The sequence below is a fragment of the Streptomyces sp. NPDC005151 genome, from assembly GCF_053599875.1.
On the sequence record NZ_JBSFYR010000019.1, the window covers coordinates 84,263 to 100,717 of the forward strand.

A 16,455-nucleotide genomic window follows, 5' to 3' on the forward strand; every position below is an offset into this window, starting at 1 on the left:
GAGACACCCCGCGACGAAGTTCGTGAACTTCTTCACAAGGAATTCGTTCCCTTGGTGCGCACTTCTGCTCCGTACGGGGCCCCGTGACCGTCCGCGGATCCGCTCGCTGCGCATACGGGATGGTTCCGGACGTGTTGCTGCAGTGTTGATCGAAGGGGTGCTTCACCCCGTTCGCGGGGCTCAAGGGCCAGCTCACAAGCGGTGAACAACGTTCGCCGCTGCACCGTGGTTCCCCTGCGGCGCCATGACCTGGCTCACGTGGGCGGCGAAGTGTAGCAGAGGGTGGGCGATACCTTGTGAAGGGGCTCACGAGCATGCCCCCCGAGGGGGGTGGATACTCGATGGCATGAGCACCACGGAGCGTCCCAGGATCCTCGTAGTAGGCGGTGGGTACGTAGGCCTGTACGCAGCTCGGCGCATTCTGAAGAAGATGCGCTACGGAGAGGCGACCGTCACGGTCGTCGACCCCCGGTCGTACATGACCTACCAGCCCTTCCTCCCCGAAGCCGCCGCAGGCAGCATCTCGCCTCGGCACGTCGTCGTCCCGCTGCGACGCGTGCTGCCGAAGGCCGAGGTTCTCACTGGCCGCGTCACGACCATCGACCAGGACCGCAAGGTCGCCACGGTCGCGCCGCTGGTCGGCGAGGCCTACGAGCTGCCCTTCGACTACCTCGTCATCGCGATGGGCGCCGTCTCCCGTACCTTCCCGATCCCCGGCCTGGCCGAACAGGGCATCGGCATGAAGGGCATCGAGGAGGCCATCGGCCTGCGCAACCACGTTCTCGAGCAGCTGGACAAGGCCGACTCGACGACCGATGAGGACGTCCGCCGCAAGGCGTTGACGTTCGTCTTCGTGGGCGGTGGCTTCGCCGGTGCGGAGACCATCGGCGAGGTCGAGGACATGGCCCGTGACGCGGCGAAGTACTACACGAACGTGAAGCGCGAGGACATGCGCTTCATCCTCGTCGACGCCGCCGACAAGATCCTTCCCGAGGTCGGCCCGAAGCTGGGCACCTGGGGCCGGGAGCACCTGGAGTCCCGTGGCGTCGAGGTCTTCCTCTCGACCTCCATGGACTCCTGCGTCGACGGTCACGTCGTCCTGAAGAACGGCCTCGAGGTCGACTCCAACACCATCGTGTGGACGGCCGGCGTGAAGCCGAACCCGGCGCTGGCCCGCTTCGGCCTGCCGCTCGGTCCGCGCGGTCACGTGGACACGTCCGAGAAGCTCCAGGTGCAGGGCACCGACTACATCTGGGCCGCGGGCGACAACGCCCAGGTTCCGGACATGGTCGGCCGCAAGGCCGGTAACCCGAACGCCTGGTGCCCGCCGAACGCCCAGCACGCGCTGCGTCAGGCCAAGGTCCTCGGCGACAACGTCATCTCCGGGATGCGCGGCTTCCCGCAGAAGGAATACAGCCACGCCAACAAGGGTGCGGTCGCCGGTCTCGGGCTGCACAAGGGCGTCGCGATGATCGTCATGGGCAAGATGAAGATCAAGCTCAAGGGCCGTCTCGCCTGGTACATGCACCGTGGCTACCACGGCATGGCGATGCCGACCTGGAACCGTAAGATCCGGATCTTCGCCGACTGGACCCTTGCGATGTTCCTCAAGCGCGAGGTCGTCTCGCTCGGCGCCATGGAGACGCCGCGCGAGGAGTTCTACGAGGCCGCCAAGCCGGCCCCGGCTCCGGCCGCAGCCAAGGCCGAGGGCGAGAAGGCCAAGGCCTCCTAGCGCGGGCTCCGGTCCGCCGGATCCTCTCCGTACGACGCCCGAAGGGGCCGCCCGCCATCCGTGGTGCGGGCGGCCCCTTCGGCGCGTCCGGAGGCCGGGAGTGACCGCCCGACAAATGCGTGTGGTGTACAGGTATTTTGTCGTTCCATTGCGCCACTGCGGGATGGCGTTGGCACCGGAGAGTGTTGACGGAGGGTACCTCGTCGTGGCACCACGGGTGCATGGCGTGGTTCGAGGCATGTTTGGGCATGTTTGAGCTCATTGGGAAACACCATCACGGAGGTGTACGCCATGGCAGACGCCGCGTTGCGGCTGACCGCTCTCGCCGAGGAGTTGCTGGAAGAACCCCTGCCGGTCCGGATCCGGGCCTGGGACGGCAGCGAATCCGGACCGCTCGGCGCCCCCGTTCTCGTCATCCGGAACCGCCGCGCGCTGCGCCGGCTGCTCTGGAAGCCGGGCGAACTGGGCCTGGCCCGCGCCTGGGTGGCCGGCGAACTCGACATCGACGGCGATCTCTACGAGACGCTGGATCTGATGGCCGGACTCCTCTGGGAGCGCGGCGTGGACGCGAAGGACACCGTTCACCCGGTCCGGAACCCAAAGCTCCGGGCCGCCGCCCGGAGCCTGCTGCACCTGGCGGGACCCTGGCCGCCGCCGCCCCCGCCCGCCGAGGAGATCCGCCGCCGCACCGGCCCCCTCCACACCAAGCGCCGCGACAAGGAGGCCATCAGCCACCACTACGACGTGGGCAATGACTTCTACGAACTGGTCCTCGGCCCGTCCATGGTCTACTCCTGCGCCTACTGGGAGGACGACGGAAGCCTGGAGGACGCCCAGCGCGACAAGCTCGACCTGGTCTGCCGCAAGCTCGCGCTGAAGGAGGGCGACCGCCTCCTCGACGTCGGCTGCGGCTGGGGCTCCATGGCCATCCACGCGGCCCGCGAGTACGGCGCCCAGGTCAGCGGGGTGACCCTCTCCGTCGAACAGGCCGCATACGCCCGCAAGCGCATCGCCGAGGAAGGACTGACCGACCGGATCGAGATCCGGGTCCAGGACTACCGGGACGTCAGGGACGGCCCGTACGACGCCATCTCGTCGATCGGCATGGCCGAGCACGTCGGCTCGGTCCGCTACCGCGAGTACGCCGACGACCTCTACGCCCTGCTGAAGCCGGGCGGCCGGCTGCTCAACCACCAGATCGCCCGCCGCCCCGAACGGGACGAGTCCGCTTACCATGTGGACGAGTTCATCGACGCGTATGTCTTCCCTGACGGCGAACTCGCCCCGTTGGGCCGGACCGTCGCCACGCTCGAGCAAGCCGGCTTCGAGGTCCGCGACGTCGAGCCGATCCGTGAGCACTACGCACTGACCCTGCGCCGCTGGGTCGCCAATCTGGAGAAGCACTGGGACCGGGCGGTCACGATGACCTCGCCCGGCCGGGCCAGGGTCTGGCGCCTCTACATGGCCGCCTCCGCCCTGTCCTTCGAGCGCAACAGGATCGGGGTCAACCAGATCCTCGTGGTGCGTCCGCTGGACGACGGGTCCTCCCGGATGCCGCTGCGCGCCCGCGAATGGAAGGCGTCCGCGGCCGGCTGAACACGCACGAGCGCAGAGAGGGCCGGTACCCGCAGCTCCAGCTTGCGGGTACCGGCCCTCCGTATCAGGGGCTCACTGCCGGGGGCTCACTCGCTACTCGGTCTTGATCGCCGTCAGCATGTTCAGCTTCGCGGCGCTGCGGGCCGGCCAGAGCGAGGCCAGCACGCCCACCAGGGCCGCCAGCACCAGGAAGACCGCGATCCGGTCCCACGGGATCACCAGGGCGTAGTCCGGGATGGAGGAGGCCAGCGTCCGGCCGATCGCCCAGCCGAGGAACGTACCGAGCGCGACGCCGACCACCGCACCGAACACCGAGATGACCACGGCCTCCAGCCGGATCATGCGCTTGACCTTGCGCCGGTCCAGACCGATCGCCCGCAGCATGCCGATCTCCTGCTGGCGCTCGAAGACCGACATCGCCAGGGTGTTGATGACCCCGAGCACCGCGATGATCAGGGCCATCGCCAGCAGCCCGTACATGATGTTCAGCGCCATGCTGATGAAGCCGCCGAACCTGTCCCGGATGTCCTGCCGGTCCATGACGGACATCGCCGGGTTGTCACCCAGGGCGTCGACCACGGCCTGCTCGTTGGCCTTCGACGCGCCGCCGTCCGTCCTCAGCCAGATCTCGCGGATGTCCGGGTGGCTCTGATGCGCGGTCAGGATGTCCTTCGGCATCAGGACCGGTGAGAGGAATTCGTTCTCCTCGTAGACCGCGCCGACCGTCAGGGTGCCCTTCTTGTCGTCGTCGTACGTCACCGGGAGGGAGGTTCCGGGCTTCCAGCCGTTCGACTTCGCGGTCTTGTCACCGACGGCGATCTCGCCGTCGCCCAGCGAGTCCAGCGAACCGGAGACCGTCTTCAGGGAGAAGACCTTCTGCACATCGCCGGGCGTGACCCCGGAGACCGAGTGGTACGTGCCCTTGACCTTGATGGAGGCGGCCTGCTGGGGCGAGACCGCGACGACGGCGTCGGACTTCTCCAGGGCGGTGAGCGCCGACTCGTCGAGCGAGTCGCCGCTCGCCATCGAGATCAAGTAGTCGGCCCTGATGTTGTCCGTCGTCATCCGGTCGACCGCCTGGCCGAGCGTGACGCCCAGCACCGAGATGCCGGTGACCAGGGTGAGACCGATCGCGAGAGCGGAAGCGGTTGCCCCGGTACGCCGCGGGTTACGGACCGCGTTCTGCGCAGCCAGCTTGCCCGAGACCCCGAACAGCTTCAGCAGCATCGGCCGCACCAGGGCGATGACCGGCCGCGACAGCAGCGGGATCAGCACGATGACACCGATCAGCGCCACGAAGGCACCGATGCCGATCAACGTCCGGCCGTCCGAACCGGCCGCCGCACCCGCGACGATCCCGGCCGCGCCGAGCAGGGTGAGCACCCCGCCGATCGAGTTCCGTACGACCAGCGACTTGGTGGTGGCCACCGCGTGGACGCTGCTCATCGCGGCAACCGGCGGGATCTTCGCGGCGCGGCGGGCCGGCAGCCAGGCGGCCAGCACGGTGATCAGGATGCCGACGCCGAACGCGGCGCCGACCGCGACGGGAGAGATCACCAGCGGTCCGGCCGGGATCTTCCCGCCGATCAGGCTCATCGCCGAGCGCAGTCCGGTGGCGAGACCGAGACCGAGCAGGAAGCCGATCACGGAGGCGAGCGCGCCGACCACGGCCGCTTCGAGGAGTACGGAGCGCTTGACCTGCCGGCGGGAAGCGCCGACGGCGCGCAGCAGCGCCAGTTCCTTGGTGCGCTGGGCGACCAGCATGGTGAACGTGTTGGCGATCAGGAAGATGCCGACGAACAGGGCGATGGCCGCGAAGGCGAGCAGCATCGTGTTGAGGTTGCTCAGGCCGCTCTCGATCTGCTTCGCCTGGTCATCGGCGAGGACCTGGCCGGTCTGGGCGGTGGCGTCCTTGGGCAGCAGCGGCCCCACCGCGTCCAGCAGCTTCCGGTCGGAGGCGCCGGCCGCGGCGGTGACGGTGACGTCCTGGTACCAGCCGGGCTTGAGGTAGAGCTGCTGGGCGACCGGGGTGTCGAAGAGGACCAGGCTTCCGCCCGCGTTGACCGCGCCGTCCTCGGTGGTGAAGACACCGGAGAGGGTGTACTCCTTCACCGGGCCGTTCGTGGCGACCCGTATCCGGTCGCCGACCCGGTACTTGCCCTTCTTCGCGGTCTCCTTGTCGAGCGCGATCCGGTCGTCGCCGGCCGGACCCGTGCCGTCGACGAAGGTGTACGAGGCGTCCTTGCCGTTCTTGCCGGGGGAGAAGTTGGCGCCGGTGTTGGACCAGCCGTTGCCGATCAGCTTGCCGTCCGGGTCGGCGACCCCGGCGAAGCCGGAGACCCGGCCGGTGGCGGTGGCCACCCCGTCCAGGCCCTGGATCTTCTTGAGCGTGGCGGCGTCGATGCCGGAGGCCTTGTCGTCGCGCTGGTCCGCGTGGGTGGTGACGGCGACGGCGACGTCGTCGTAACTCTTCGCCGACTGGTTGCGGAAGGCGTTGCCGAGGGTGTCGGTGAAGACCAGGGTGCCGGAGACGAAGGCCACGCCGAGCATCACGGCGAGAACGGTCATCAGCAGCCTGGCCTTGTGCGCGAGCACATTGCGCAGGGCAGTACGGAACATGTCTGTCAGTCCTGGGATGGGGAGGGGTTCCGGAAGAGGGCGCGGGGGTGGTCCGTGCTCAGCTGGTACGGCCCTTGGCGTCGAACGCCTTCATCCGGTCGAGGACCCCGTCCGCGGTGGGGCGCATCATCTGGTCGACGATCGCCCCGTCCGCCAGGAAGATCACCCGGTCCGCGTAGGAGGCGGCCACCGGGTCGTGGGTCACCATCACCACGGTCTGCCCCAGCTCGCGCACGGAGTTGCGCAGGAAGCCCAGCACCTCGGCGCCGGAGCGGGAGTCCAGGTTGCCGGTGGGCTCGTCACCGAAGATGATCTCCGGCTGCGAGGCCAGGGCGCGGGCCACCGCGACACGCTGCTGCTGGCCACCGGAGAGCTCGGTGGGCCGGTGCTTCAGCCGGTCGGAGAGCCCCACCATCTCGATGACCTTGTGCAGCCACTCGGCGTCGGGCTTGCGGCCCGCGATGTCCATCGGCAGCGTGATGTTCTCCGCCGCGGTCAGCGTGGGCAGCAGGTTGAACGCCTGGAAGATGAAACCGATCTTGTCCCGGCGGAGCTGGGTGAGCTGCTTGTCCTTGAGGGAACCGAGTTCCGTCTCGCCGATCCGTACCGAACCGCTGCTGAAGCTGTCGAGACCGGCCACGCAGTGCATGAGGGTGGACTTGCCGGAGCCGGACGGGCCCATGATCGCGGTGAACTCGCCCTGCGGGAAGTCCACGGTGACCCGGTCCAGGGCCTTCACCTGGGTCTCGCCCTGTCCGTAGACCTTGGACAGATCCGTGGCGCGGGCAGCCACCGCGGTGGCGCGGTGAGCGGTGGAGGTGATGGTCACGGGGACACTCCTGTTCAGGACTTCGGTTTGGGGTCCGGAAGCGGACTACTCCATCGTCGGCGCTGATCCGCTGCCGGTCGTCAGTCCCCGTGCCCGTTCCGGAGGGCCACTTGAGTCGCACCGGAGGGGTGATTCGTCCTCCTCGGGTATGACACCGACCCTGAGAGCCTGTCGTACGCCGAACCGGTCCCTCCGCAGCGCGCACACCCGGATCCGAAGATCACACAGAGTGAGGGTCGGGCGGACCGGGCGCGGCGCCCCGCTCACCCCTCGCACGACTGTGCCGACGCATGACTGCGTCGCTCGATCGGCTGATTCCGCCCGACGGGGCGGACGGGTCAGGAGGTGCGTCGCAGACCCGGGGCCGGTGCTGTGATCCACGTGACACGTGTGTGTCCGCGGCCCCACGGGTGCCGGAGATCGTCCGGGAGCGAGAAGTGCCGGTGAGGCCGTTGCCCGGCGGGTGGCGGGCCCATGGCACTCAGGGGCGTCCTGGGGAGGCGAGTTTCCGTCATTCCCGATTATGGGTCCGGACGCCCGCCGCCCCGCCCAGGCAGGTGACTATGCCTTTCATGCTGTGCTGACGGCCCCTCAAACTGTCAATAAAATAAGACAACATCGCGCCACTGTTCCGCTGATCGGGGGACACCCCCGGATAGGGTCAGGTGCCAACGTGGAGCCGCGCGCCAAGCCCGGATGGTGGAACGCAGACACGGCGAGCTTAAACCTCGCTGCCCCTCGGGGGCGTGCCGGTTCGAGTCCGGCTCCGGGCACCACTGCGACGTTCAGTGACGGTGCCGATCGACCGGACGTTACTTCAGCGATCAACCTCCATAAAGATCCTCCTCTGGCACTAGGGTGCTTCTTTTGCCTACCCATTACTCTTGTGGCAAGGCCACGCAGGGTGGCCATGAAGGAGTGAGATGAGGAGCAGCAACCCGGTCTTCTCGCGACGGGGGTTCAGCCGCGACAACGGCTACGCGGGCTTCAACGCGGCGCCGCAGGCCGGGGCCGCTACCGCGGGCGCCAACCCGTTCGCGCAGGGCACCGCCGCCAACCCGTACGCCACCAATCCCTACGCCCAGCCGGACGCCCAGTACGGCGCCCCGCAGGCGCCCGCGCGTACCGGCGCGATGACGATCGACGATGTCGTGTCGCGTACGGCGCTGACGCTGGGCACCGTCGTTCTCACCGCGGCGCTCGCCTGGGCGCTGCTGCCGGTCGACCCCGCCAACATCGGCAAGTCGTACGGCATCGCGATCGGCGCCGCCCTGGTGGCCTTCGTCCTGTCGCTGGTCCAGTCCTTCAAGCGCCGGCCCGTTCCGGCGCTGATCATCGCGTACGCGGCCTTCGAGGGCATCTTCCTCGGGGTGATCTCCAGCGCGGTCAACGCCGCCCTGGGCATGGACGTCGTGGTGCAGGCGGTGCTGGGCACCATGTGTGTCTTCGCCGGTGTGCTCGTCGCGTACAAGATGCGCTGGATCCGCGTCACCCGTCGCTTCTACGGCTTCGTGATGGCCGCCGCCGTGGGCTTCATGCTCCTGATGGTGGTCAACCTGCTGTTCTCCGTCTTCGGCGGAGGTGACGGCCTGGGCTTCCGCACCGGCGGTCTCGGCATCCTCTTCGGCGTCATCGGGATCATCCTCGGCGCATGCTTCCTGGCCCTGGACTTCAAGCAGGTCGAGGACGGCATCGCGTTCGGCGCCCCGCGCGAGGAGTCGTGGCTGGCGGCCTTCGGCCTCACCATGACCCTGGTGTGGATCTACCTGGAGATGCTGCGCCTGTTCTCCATCCTGAGCGGCGACGACTGACCGTACGCACGCTCCGCCCAACGGAACGGCCCGCAGGCTCACCGCCTGCGGGCCGTTTCCGTCGGTCCGGGTTCCGCTCGCCTAGAGCAGCTTTCGCGCCGCCCGCCTCAGGTCGTACTCGTGGACGAGCGCCTTCGCGTGTCCGTAGGCGAGGTCGTGTTCGCTCCGCAGCCAGCTGACCTTCTCGTCGAACCGGAGGGCAGGGCCGTCTTCGACGGTGCGGAGCCAGTCGGATACTTCACGACCGGTGCAGTGAGGGATTCTGGAGAGCAGATTGCGATGGGTCTCTTCGGAGAAGACATGGGTCATCGGCGCCTCCGACGCATTGCGCGTTGCTGGTCCTTCCCGACACCGTGCCTGAGCGTCGGCCCGTTGGCAACCACCACGGGAAGGGCGCGTAGGGTCGCGGCATGCTCGATACGACCCCGCTGGTCACCGTCGTGGACCGATTCGCCGACCGGCTGCGCGCCGCCCCGCAGAGCAGGCTGCAGCGCGGAGCGGCCGTCGAAGGGCTGGCCGCGGCCAGGGAATTGGCCGTACGGGCCCAGCGCATTGAGGCACCGGGCCGCGAGCCGCGCATCATGCCGGACACGGGGATGTTCGCGATCGGCGACCAAGTCGCGGTCGCGGGCCGGGACTTGGCAGTGGCATTGGAAAGGGCCCCATCCGTCGAACTGGACGAGGCCGTGCGATTCGTCGAGGAAGCGACCGCCCGGGCTTTCGCGTAGCGGCCGTCCCGTACGGGAGGTCGTGGCAGCGGCCGACGAGGGTCGCTGCGCGGGAACCGGGGGTTCCCGCGGGTCAGAGCGAGGCGATGACGCGGTCGGCGAGAATGTAGACGTTCTCCCTGCCGCAGGAGAAGGTCAGGGCGTACGCGCCGGAGACACCGGAACCGCCCAGCAGTACCGGGTGCTCACCCGCCAGCAGCGCCTCGGCGAGCCGCTCGGCCGTCTCGCGGTGGCCGGGGGTCATACAGAGCGTGGTGCCGTCGGCGAAGACGTAGACATCGAGCGTGCCGAGCGGGCCGGGGCGGACGTCGGCGAGCTCGGTCCGGCTGTCGGCGAGCTCCTCCAGTCGGCTCACGGTGCGCTCGTGGTCGGTGACGACCGGGGTCTGCACCGGTACGAAGTCGGGGTGCGAGGGGTGACGGCGACGGGCCGCCGCCAGCTCGGGGGAGTCCTCGGCGAACTCCACTATCTCCGGAAACTCGGTTGTGTCGGCCGACTCGGCCAGTTCCGTCAGCTCCTCGAGCGCCTCGGTGGCGTCGAGGTCCATCGCCTCAAGGCCCGCGAAGTCCGCCTGGCGCGGCATGAAGAACGGCGCGTCCTCGCCGATCCCGGACAGGCCGCCCAGCAGGGACGGGGCGTCCGCGGCGTCGCGCGCCTCCTGGGAGGCCCAGAACGCACGCGCCTCGGCGAGCTCGCGCTCACGCTCCTCGGCGAGTGCCTCGGCCACGGCCGCACGTATCTCGGCGGCGGGGGTGGCGGTGCTGCGGACCTGCTGGGGCACGGCGGCGGTACGGGCGCGGCCGGCAGCCAGCTCCATCCGCAGGGCCGTGACCTGCTTGCGCAGCCCGTGAGCAGCGTGCAGAGCAGCAGCGCCCACGGCCGTGGCAGCGGCGGTGGTCAGCAACAGGGCAAGAGGCATGGCGCTCACTGACATACTCCCGGTTTCAATCGATCCCCCGACTTCCTACATCAGCTTGTCCTCTGCCTGCGCCCGGTGTCAGTGCATTACGTCACGAATTGGACAGGTCTTTATGCCTGGGGTTTACCCCTGATGCGGGTGTGACCTGCGGAAATGGCTCTCCCCCAGGAGATAGGTCACATCCTGGGGGAGATTCGGTCACGGTCTGGGCTCGGAACCGGCCGGCTCGTCGGCTCGGGACACCCGCTCAGTGGCGCGCCGCCGGCTCAGCTCAGCCGCTCGAACCCGCGGTCGCGTTCGCTTCCGCTGCGGGCAGGTGTCGCCTTCGTACCTCAGGCGCCCCCTACCCTCCGCTGCAGCTCAGCTCAGCCGCTCGATGACCATCGCCATGCCCTGGCCGCCGCCCACGCACATGGTCTCCAGACCGAACTGCTTGTCGTGGAACTGCAGGCTGTTGATCAGCGTGCCGGTGATCCGGGCACCGGTCATGCCGAAGGGGTGGCCGACGGCGATGGCGCCACCGTTGACGTTCACCTTCTCCAGCGGCAGGCCGAGGTCGCGGTAGGAGGGGATCACCTGGGCGGCGAACGCCTCGTTGATCTCGGCCAGGTCGATGTCGTCGATGGTGAGGCCGGCACGCTTCAGTGCCTGCTTGCTCGCCTCCACCGGTCCGTACCCCATGATCTCCGGGGAGAGGCCGGAGACGCCGGTCGAGACGATCCGGGCCAGCGGGGTCAGACCCAGCTCGCGCGCCTTGGTGTCGGACATGATCACGAGCGCGGCGGCACCGTCGTTCAGCGGGCAGCAGTTGCCCGCGGTGACCAGGCCGTCGGGGCGGAAGACCGGCTTCAGGCCCTGCACGCCCTCCAGGGTGACGCCCGCGCGCGGGCCGTCGTCCTGCGACACGACGGTGCCGTCGGGGGTCGTCACCGGGGTGATCTCGCGCGCCCAGAAGCCGTTCTTGATGGCTTCCTCGGCGAGGTTCTGCGACCGCACGCCGAACTCGTCCATGTCCTGACGGGTGACGCCCTTGAGCCGGGCCAGGTTCTCGGCGGTCTGCCCCATCGCGATGTACGCGTTCGGGACGAGGCCGTCCTCGCGCGGGTCGTGCCAGCCCGCGCCGGTCTCCTCGGCGCGGGCGGCGGTACGGGCCTCGGCCTCGGCGAAGAGCGGGTTGTGCGTGTCCGGCAGGCTGTCCGAGTTCCCCTTCACGAAACGGGACACCATCTCGACACCGGCGGAGATGAAGACATCGCCCTCGCCGGCCTTGATGGCGTGCAGCGCCATGCGGCTGGTCTGCAGCGAGGACGAGCAGTAGCGGGTGACCGTGCAGCCGGGAAGGTGGTCCATGCCCATCCGCACGGCGATGATGCGGCCCAGGTTGTTGCCCTGCTCGCCGCCGGGGAGGCCGCAGCCGAGCATCAGGTCGTCGATGTCCTCCGGGTCCAGCTCGGGGACCTTGGCCAGCGCGGTCTGGATGATCGTGGCGGTCAGGTCGTCCGCCCGCAGGTCCTTCAGCGACCCCTTGAAGGCCCGGCCGATGGGGGAACGGGCAGCAGAGACGATCACGGCTTCGGGCATCACGCGGCTCCATGAGGGCTGGAAGGCTGTCTGGCTGTTGGGCTGTCCGGCTGTTGAGCTGAGCAGGACCGAGCGGGAGGCTCGGCAGGCTGAGCAAAGCTCAGCAGGACTGTCTTGGAAGTTACCTGTACGTATCGCCGAGGTCACCCGGCAGGCTGTGTGATGCGGGCCTCTTTTCTAAGCGACCGCTCAGGCGGTCCGGGGCGCGGGGTCCGTGCCCGCGTCCCCGCCTGCGCGAGGGTCCCTGTCCAGCGGCACGTCCGGGCGCTTCCCGTCCGGGACGAGGCCGTCCAGGTGCTTGCCGTCCAGGTGCTGGACCTCCGGGGGCTGGACCTCCGGGTGCCGGCCGTCCAGGTGCTCTGTATCCGAGTGTCGTACAGCCGGCTCCGGGTGCGGATGCGGCTCCGTGGCCGCTGGCAGACGCCTGCGCCTGCGGTGCTTGAGGAGAGCCCACGGTGCCCGCGCCCCCGTGACCTCCGTACCGGCCTCCCGGGCCGCCTGGGACGCCGCCTTGGCCACCGGCAGCATGTCCTCGCGCCGCGACCCGTCGAGACGGTCGGACTCCGGCCACAGCCCCAGCACGGCGCACAGGGTCGGCAGCAGTGCCATCGCCGCCGTCGCGTACCCCTCGGCCGACGGGTGGTAGTTGTCCGGGCCGAACAGCTCGCGCGGATTCGCCTCGAACTCCGGCCCCAGCAGGTCGCCCAGCGACACCGTCCGCCCGCCCTGCTCCACCGAACCGATCGTCTGCGCCGCCGCCAGCTGACGGCTCGCCCGCCGGGCCAGCCAGCGCAGCGGCTGGTAGACCGGCTCGATCGTGCCCAGATCCGGGCAGGTCCCGACGACCACCTCCGCACCCGCCGTACGCAGCCTGCGCACGGCGGTGGTCAGGTACCGCACCGACTGGGTGGCGGGCATCCGGTGCGTCACATCGTTCGCCCCGATCATGATCACGCAGACGTCCGGCGTACGGGACGTGTCGGCCAGCAGCAGCGAGACCTGCCGCTCCAGATCGTCCGACCGGGCCCCCGGCTGCGCGACGATCCGCAGATCCACCGGCCGCTCCGACACCGCCGCGAGCCCCGAGGCGAGCAGCGCCCCGGGCGTCTGCCCGGCCCTGCGCACCCCCTGGCCGGCCGCGGTCGAGTCACCGAGCAGCCCGAGCCGCAGCGGCTCCGCAGGCCCGGTGAACGCCACCCCGTACCGCCCGTCCGCACTGGGTGGAACCGGCGCGATACCGCCGCCCACCTGCCGCTTCGCCAGCTGGACCTCCGCCACCAACACGCCTGCCGCCGCCGCGCCGAGCAGTCCGATGCTGCCGCCGCCGTAGGCCGCGCCCGCCGCGATCCGCCGTGCCACCCTTGCTCTCGACACAGTCCGGTCCACCTCCTCGTTGCCGTACCGCCGTACTTACAGCTAACTGCCCCGTAACGACCGTCGCCCAATCGCTTCGCCCAATCTCATGCCCGTACGCATACCCTGGCCGCACCATCTCGGAGACCCCGGAGTAACACGGTGCAATTTCACGATTCGATGATCAGTCTCGTTGGCAATACCCCGCTGGTGAGGCTGCGCAGTGTCACGGCCGGCATCCAGGCGACGGTGCTGGCCAAGGTCGAGTACTTCAACCCCGGCGGTTCGGTGAAGGACCGGATCGCCCTGCGCATGATCGAGGCCGCGGAGGAGAGCGGCGCGCTGCAGCCCGGCGGCACGATCGTCGAGCCGACGAGCGGCAACACGGGCGTCGGCCTGGCGATCGTCGCCCAGCAGAAGGGCTACAAGTGCATCTTCGTCTGCCCGGACAAGGTGTCCACGGACAAGATCAATGTGCTGCGCGCCTACGGTGCGGAGGTCGTCGTCTGCCCGACGGCCGTTGACCCCGAGCACCCGGACTCGTACTACAACGTCTCGGACCGGCTGGTCCGGGAGACGCCGGGTGCCTGGAAGCCCGACCAGTACTCGAACCCGAACAACCCGCGCTCGCACTACGAGACCACCGGTCCCGAGCTGTGGGAGCAGACGGACGGGAAGATCACCCACTTCGTGGCGGGCGTGGGAACCGGTGGCACGATCACCGGCACCGGCCGCTATCTGAAGGAGGTCAGCGGCGGCTCGGTCAAGATCGTCGGCGCGGACCCGGAGGGCTCGGTCTACTCCGGCGGTTCCGGTCGTCCGTACCTGGTCGAGGGCGTCGGCGAGGACTTCTGGCCGACCGCGTACGACCGGACGGTCACGGACGAGATCGTCGCCGTGTCCGACAAGGACTCCTTCCAGATGACCCGGCGGCTCGCCAAGGAGGAGGGGCTGCTCGTCGGTGGCTCCTGCGGCATGGCGGTCGTGGCGGCCCTGGAGGTCGCGCAGCGCCTCGGACCGGACGACGTGGTCGTCGTGCTCCTCCCGGACAGCGGCCGCGGCTACCTGAGCAAGATTTTCAACGACGAGTGGATGGCCGACTACGGCTTCCTGGACGACACGGGTACGTCCGCCCGCGTCGGCGACGTGCTCGACCACAAGGACGGTCCGCTGCCGACGCTCGTCCACATGCACCCGGAGGAGACCGTCGGGGAGGCGATCGACGTCCTGCGCGAGTACGGCGTCTCGCAGATGCCGATCGTGAAGCCGGGCGCCGGCCACCCGGACGTGATGGCCGCCGAGGTCATCGGTTCGGTCGTGGAGCGGGAACTGCTGAACGCACTGTTCGCACAGCGCGCCTCGCTCACCGACCCGCTGGAGAAGCACATGTCGCCGCCGCTGCCGCAGGTCGGCTCCGGCGAACCGGTCGAGGACCTGATGTCGGTGCTCGGCGGCGCGGGCGGTGCCGACGCGGCGATCGTGCTGGTGGAGGGCAAGCCGAAGGGCGTCGTGAGCAGGCAGGACCTGCTGGCGTTCCTGGCGAAGGACGCCGGCCCGAAGCAGTAGGGAGCGATTCGGGGCTTCGCGAAAACGGTACGAGCACGACACGTACGCGCAGCACCGGCTTAACACGGCTCCGGCACATTGGTGGGTGCCGGCAGGGAAACCCGCCGGCACCCAAGACGGCGACGCGGACTACGGAGCGGCTCCCGGACCTCCACTGTCGCCAGGACGCGCGCACCCGGCCCTGACCCGGACCCGCGTCCCTCGCGGGGACCGCCGTCGTCCCGCCCCCTGGGAATCCGGGGGTGCGGCGGTCCTCGCGACATACCTCTATGGGCGTCCACCAGCGGCCAAGGGCCGCTCATCCGGCGGGCGCGACCGCCCGGCTCGCCAGCAGCGCGATCCGCTCCGCAGTCTCGGTATCCGGCTCCGGGGTATAGACGACCAGCGACTGGTCGGGGGCCGCCCGCGTCACGTCAACCTGCGCCGGCTGATCGTGCTCCCCACGCGCCAGGCGTAACCGCCGGCCGCTCACGGCCTCCCCCGCGGTAGGCCGTCAGTCCTCCCAGTCGGACTTCGTGCGCTCCTCCGAACGCCGGAACAACGGCCGGCTACGGGCGGCCTGGGCGACATTCACCCCAACGATCCCCAGCCAGGCCACGACGAGCCCGTTGATCCCGGCGTTCGTGACCCCGATTGCGGACAGCGGGACGGCCAGGATCAATGAGATGACCCCGAACCCGAACCGCTCACCGAAGTTCCCCAGCGGCGCCTGGGGCGCCCGGGCCCCCCGGGCGACCACCAGCTGCTGTTCGGCGAGATACCGCCGCACCCGCCGGTCGAGCGTGACGTCGAGACGCTGGTCGACCTTCTCCAGGAACGAGTCGATGAGCGCGGACTCGTACTCCGGCCCCAGTTCACTGCGGGCCTGCAGGGTGGCATTGAGCTCGCTCTTGAGCTCGGAGTCACGGGCTTCCATGCTCCTACGGTACGGAGCGAAGGGGCCCGGCACAGTGGGGCTACCCCCCCTGTTGGGCCTCGGGGGCGTACCGGGGGAGGTCCTCGGTGGAGATGGTCCACTCGCCGATGGTGATGTCCTCGCCGTACACGAAATCCTTGCGGGTGGCGTAGCGCGGACCGTCCGGAGTCGGGTGGATGTCGGAGAACACCGCTCCCGATCCCGTACGCGGATCGAAGATTGCGTACTCGGGAATGCGCAACAGGGGGTAGTCGCGCATCTTGCCCACCCAGTCGTTGTCCGGGTTGGACCGCGAGACGACCTCGACTGCGGCGATGAGGGAGCGGGGGTCGAAAGACCCCTGACCCTCCATGTCCGCTTCGGCGATCACCATGACATCCGGATGACGCATGATCCCTTCCGCGGGATCCTCCACATCGGGTGTCCCGGTGTGGGCGACCAGCTCGTCGGGCATCACGCTCTCCAGCCGCTTCCGCACGCGGAGCACGGTCAGTTCGTGCGGGCCGGCGGGCGCCATCATGTCGTGGACGATCCCTTCCTTCGTGATCTCGAACTTGCCGGGGAGGGCGTCGTCCATGGAGGAGACGAACTCCCGCATCGTCAGGTACAGGGAGGCGTTCCGTCGCCGTGCGTCGTCGGGGGCGATGGTCATGACGCTCGCTCCTCCTCGTCTGTGTCCACGTGCCGGGGCCGGAGTCATCACTTTCATGCTAGAAGACTGCTGAAAATCTTTTGCGTTCTGGCCCCGGACCGGCAGGTCCGGGGCCAGTCTTGTGAGCATGCAGGGGGAATGGGCCGGGGAGAT

The 16,455-nt window shown here is 69.2% G+C and carries 12 protein-coding genes, 1 tRNA gene and 1 pseudogene; 6 read left to right on the top strand and 8 right to left on the bottom strand.

Annotated features, from left to right (window positions below; all coding sequences use genetic code 11):
• Positions 1 to 346 precede the first annotated feature (346 nt).
• Both ACWD6R_RS13690 and ACWD6R_RS13695 read left to right on the top strand, forming a co-directional pair.
• Positions 347 to 1,732 (top strand): NAD(P)/FAD-dependent oxidoreductase, encoded by a 1,386-nt coding sequence (locus ACWD6R_RS13690; RefSeq protein WP_451818853.1) that lies wholly within the window; start codon positions 347 to 349, stop codon positions 1,730 to 1,732.
• 291 nt (positions 1,733 to 2,023) lie between these two features.
• Positions 2,024 to 3,328 (top strand): class I SAM-dependent methyltransferase, encoded by a 1,305-nt coding sequence (locus ACWD6R_RS13695; RefSeq protein ID WP_451818854.1) that lies wholly within the window; start codon positions 2,024 to 2,026, stop codon positions 3,326 to 3,328.
• 93 nt (positions 3,329 to 3,421) lie between these two features.
• Here the strand turns inward: ACWD6R_RS13695 and ACWD6R_RS13700 are convergent, their stop codons facing one another.
• Positions 3,422 to 5,947, bottom strand: a complete 2,526-nt coding sequence (locus ACWD6R_RS13700; RefSeq protein WP_451818855.1) for an ABC transporter permease — start codon at positions 5,945 to 5,947, stop codon at positions 3,422 to 3,424.
• Between the two features lie 58 nt (positions 5,948 to 6,005).
• Entirely contained in the window at positions 6,006 to 6,776 is a 771-nt protein-coding gene (locus ACWD6R_RS13705) for an ABC transporter ATP-binding protein (protein WP_451818856.1), read from the bottom strand.
• 690 nt (positions 6,777 to 7,466) lie between these two features.
• Here ACWD6R_RS13705 and ACWD6R_RS13710 point away from each other — a divergent pair.
• Positions 7,467 to 7,552, top strand: a tRNA-Leu gene (locus ACWD6R_RS13710).
• A 147-nt stretch (positions 7,553 to 7,699) separates the two neighbouring features.
• Positions 7,700 to 8,587 carry a Bax inhibitor-1/YccA family protein gene (locus ACWD6R_RS13715; protein WP_451818857.1) on the top strand — a complete coding sequence of 296 codons (888 nt, stop codon included), beginning with the start codon at positions 7,700 to 7,702 and terminating at the stop codon, positions 8,585 to 8,587.
• 81 nt (positions 8,588 to 8,668) lie between these two features.
• Here the strand turns inward: ACWD6R_RS13715 and ACWD6R_RS13720 are convergent, their stop codons facing one another.
• The gene (locus ACWD6R_RS13720; protein ID WP_037697864.1) at positions 8,669 to 8,896 is read right to left on the bottom strand and encodes a DUF4287 domain-containing protein; all 228 of its coding nucleotides are present in this window, start codon (positions 8,894 to 8,896) and stop codon (positions 8,669 to 8,671) included.
• Positions 8,897 to 8,997: 101 nt separating this feature from the next.
• Between ACWD6R_RS13720 and ACWD6R_RS13725 the strand changes: the two genes are divergently transcribed.
• Complete coding sequence (locus tag ACWD6R_RS13725; protein ID WP_451818858.1) at positions 8,998 to 9,315, top strand: hypothetical protein; 318 nt, start codon at positions 8,998 to 9,000, stop codon at positions 9,313 to 9,315.
• Positions 9,316 to 9,388: 73 nt separating this feature from the next.
• Here the strand turns inward: ACWD6R_RS13725 and ACWD6R_RS13730 are convergent, their stop codons facing one another.
• The 3 genes and pseudogenes from ACWD6R_RS13730 to ACWD6R_RS13740 form a co-directional block, all read right to left on the bottom strand.
• Entirely contained in the window at positions 9,389 to 10,249 is an 861-nt protein-coding gene (locus ACWD6R_RS13730; RefSeq protein WP_451818859.1) for a hypothetical protein, read from the bottom strand.
• A 345-nt stretch (positions 10,250 to 10,594) separates the two neighbouring features.
• Positions 10,595 to 11,815, bottom strand: a complete 1,221-nt coding sequence (locus tag ACWD6R_RS13735; RefSeq protein WP_451818860.1) for an acetyl-CoA C-acetyltransferase — start codon at positions 11,813 to 11,815, stop codon at positions 10,595 to 10,597.
• A gap of 369 nt (positions 11,816 to 12,184) precedes the next feature.
• Positions 12,185 to 13,174 (bottom strand): annotated as a pseudogene (locus ACWD6R_RS13740) (SGNH/GDSL hydrolase family protein); the annotation flags it as partial.
• Positions 13,175 to 13,330: 156 nt separating this feature from the next.
• Here ACWD6R_RS13740 and ACWD6R_RS13745 point away from each other — a divergent pair.
• The gene (locus ACWD6R_RS13745; RefSeq protein WP_451818861.1) at positions 13,331 to 14,734 is read left to right on the top strand and encodes a cystathionine beta-synthase; all 1,404 of its coding nucleotides are present in this window, start codon (positions 13,331 to 13,333) and stop codon (positions 14,732 to 14,734) included.
• A 493-nt stretch (positions 14,735 to 15,227) separates the two neighbouring features.
• On the opposite strand, the gene ACWD6R_RS13750 is transcribed toward ACWD6R_RS13745, so the two are convergent.
• Together ACWD6R_RS13750 and ACWD6R_RS13755 are read right to left on the bottom strand one after the other, a co-directional pair.
• Complete coding sequence (locus tag ACWD6R_RS13750; protein WP_451818862.1) at positions 15,228 to 15,650, bottom strand: hypothetical protein; 423 nt, start codon at positions 15,648 to 15,650, stop codon at positions 15,228 to 15,230.
• Between the two features lie 40 nt (positions 15,651 to 15,690).
• Complete coding sequence (locus ACWD6R_RS13755; RefSeq protein ID WP_451818863.1) at positions 15,691 to 16,302, bottom strand: Uma2 family endonuclease; 612 nt, start codon at positions 16,300 to 16,302, stop codon at positions 15,691 to 15,693.
• Between the last annotated feature and the right edge of the window lie 153 nt (positions 16,303 to 16,455).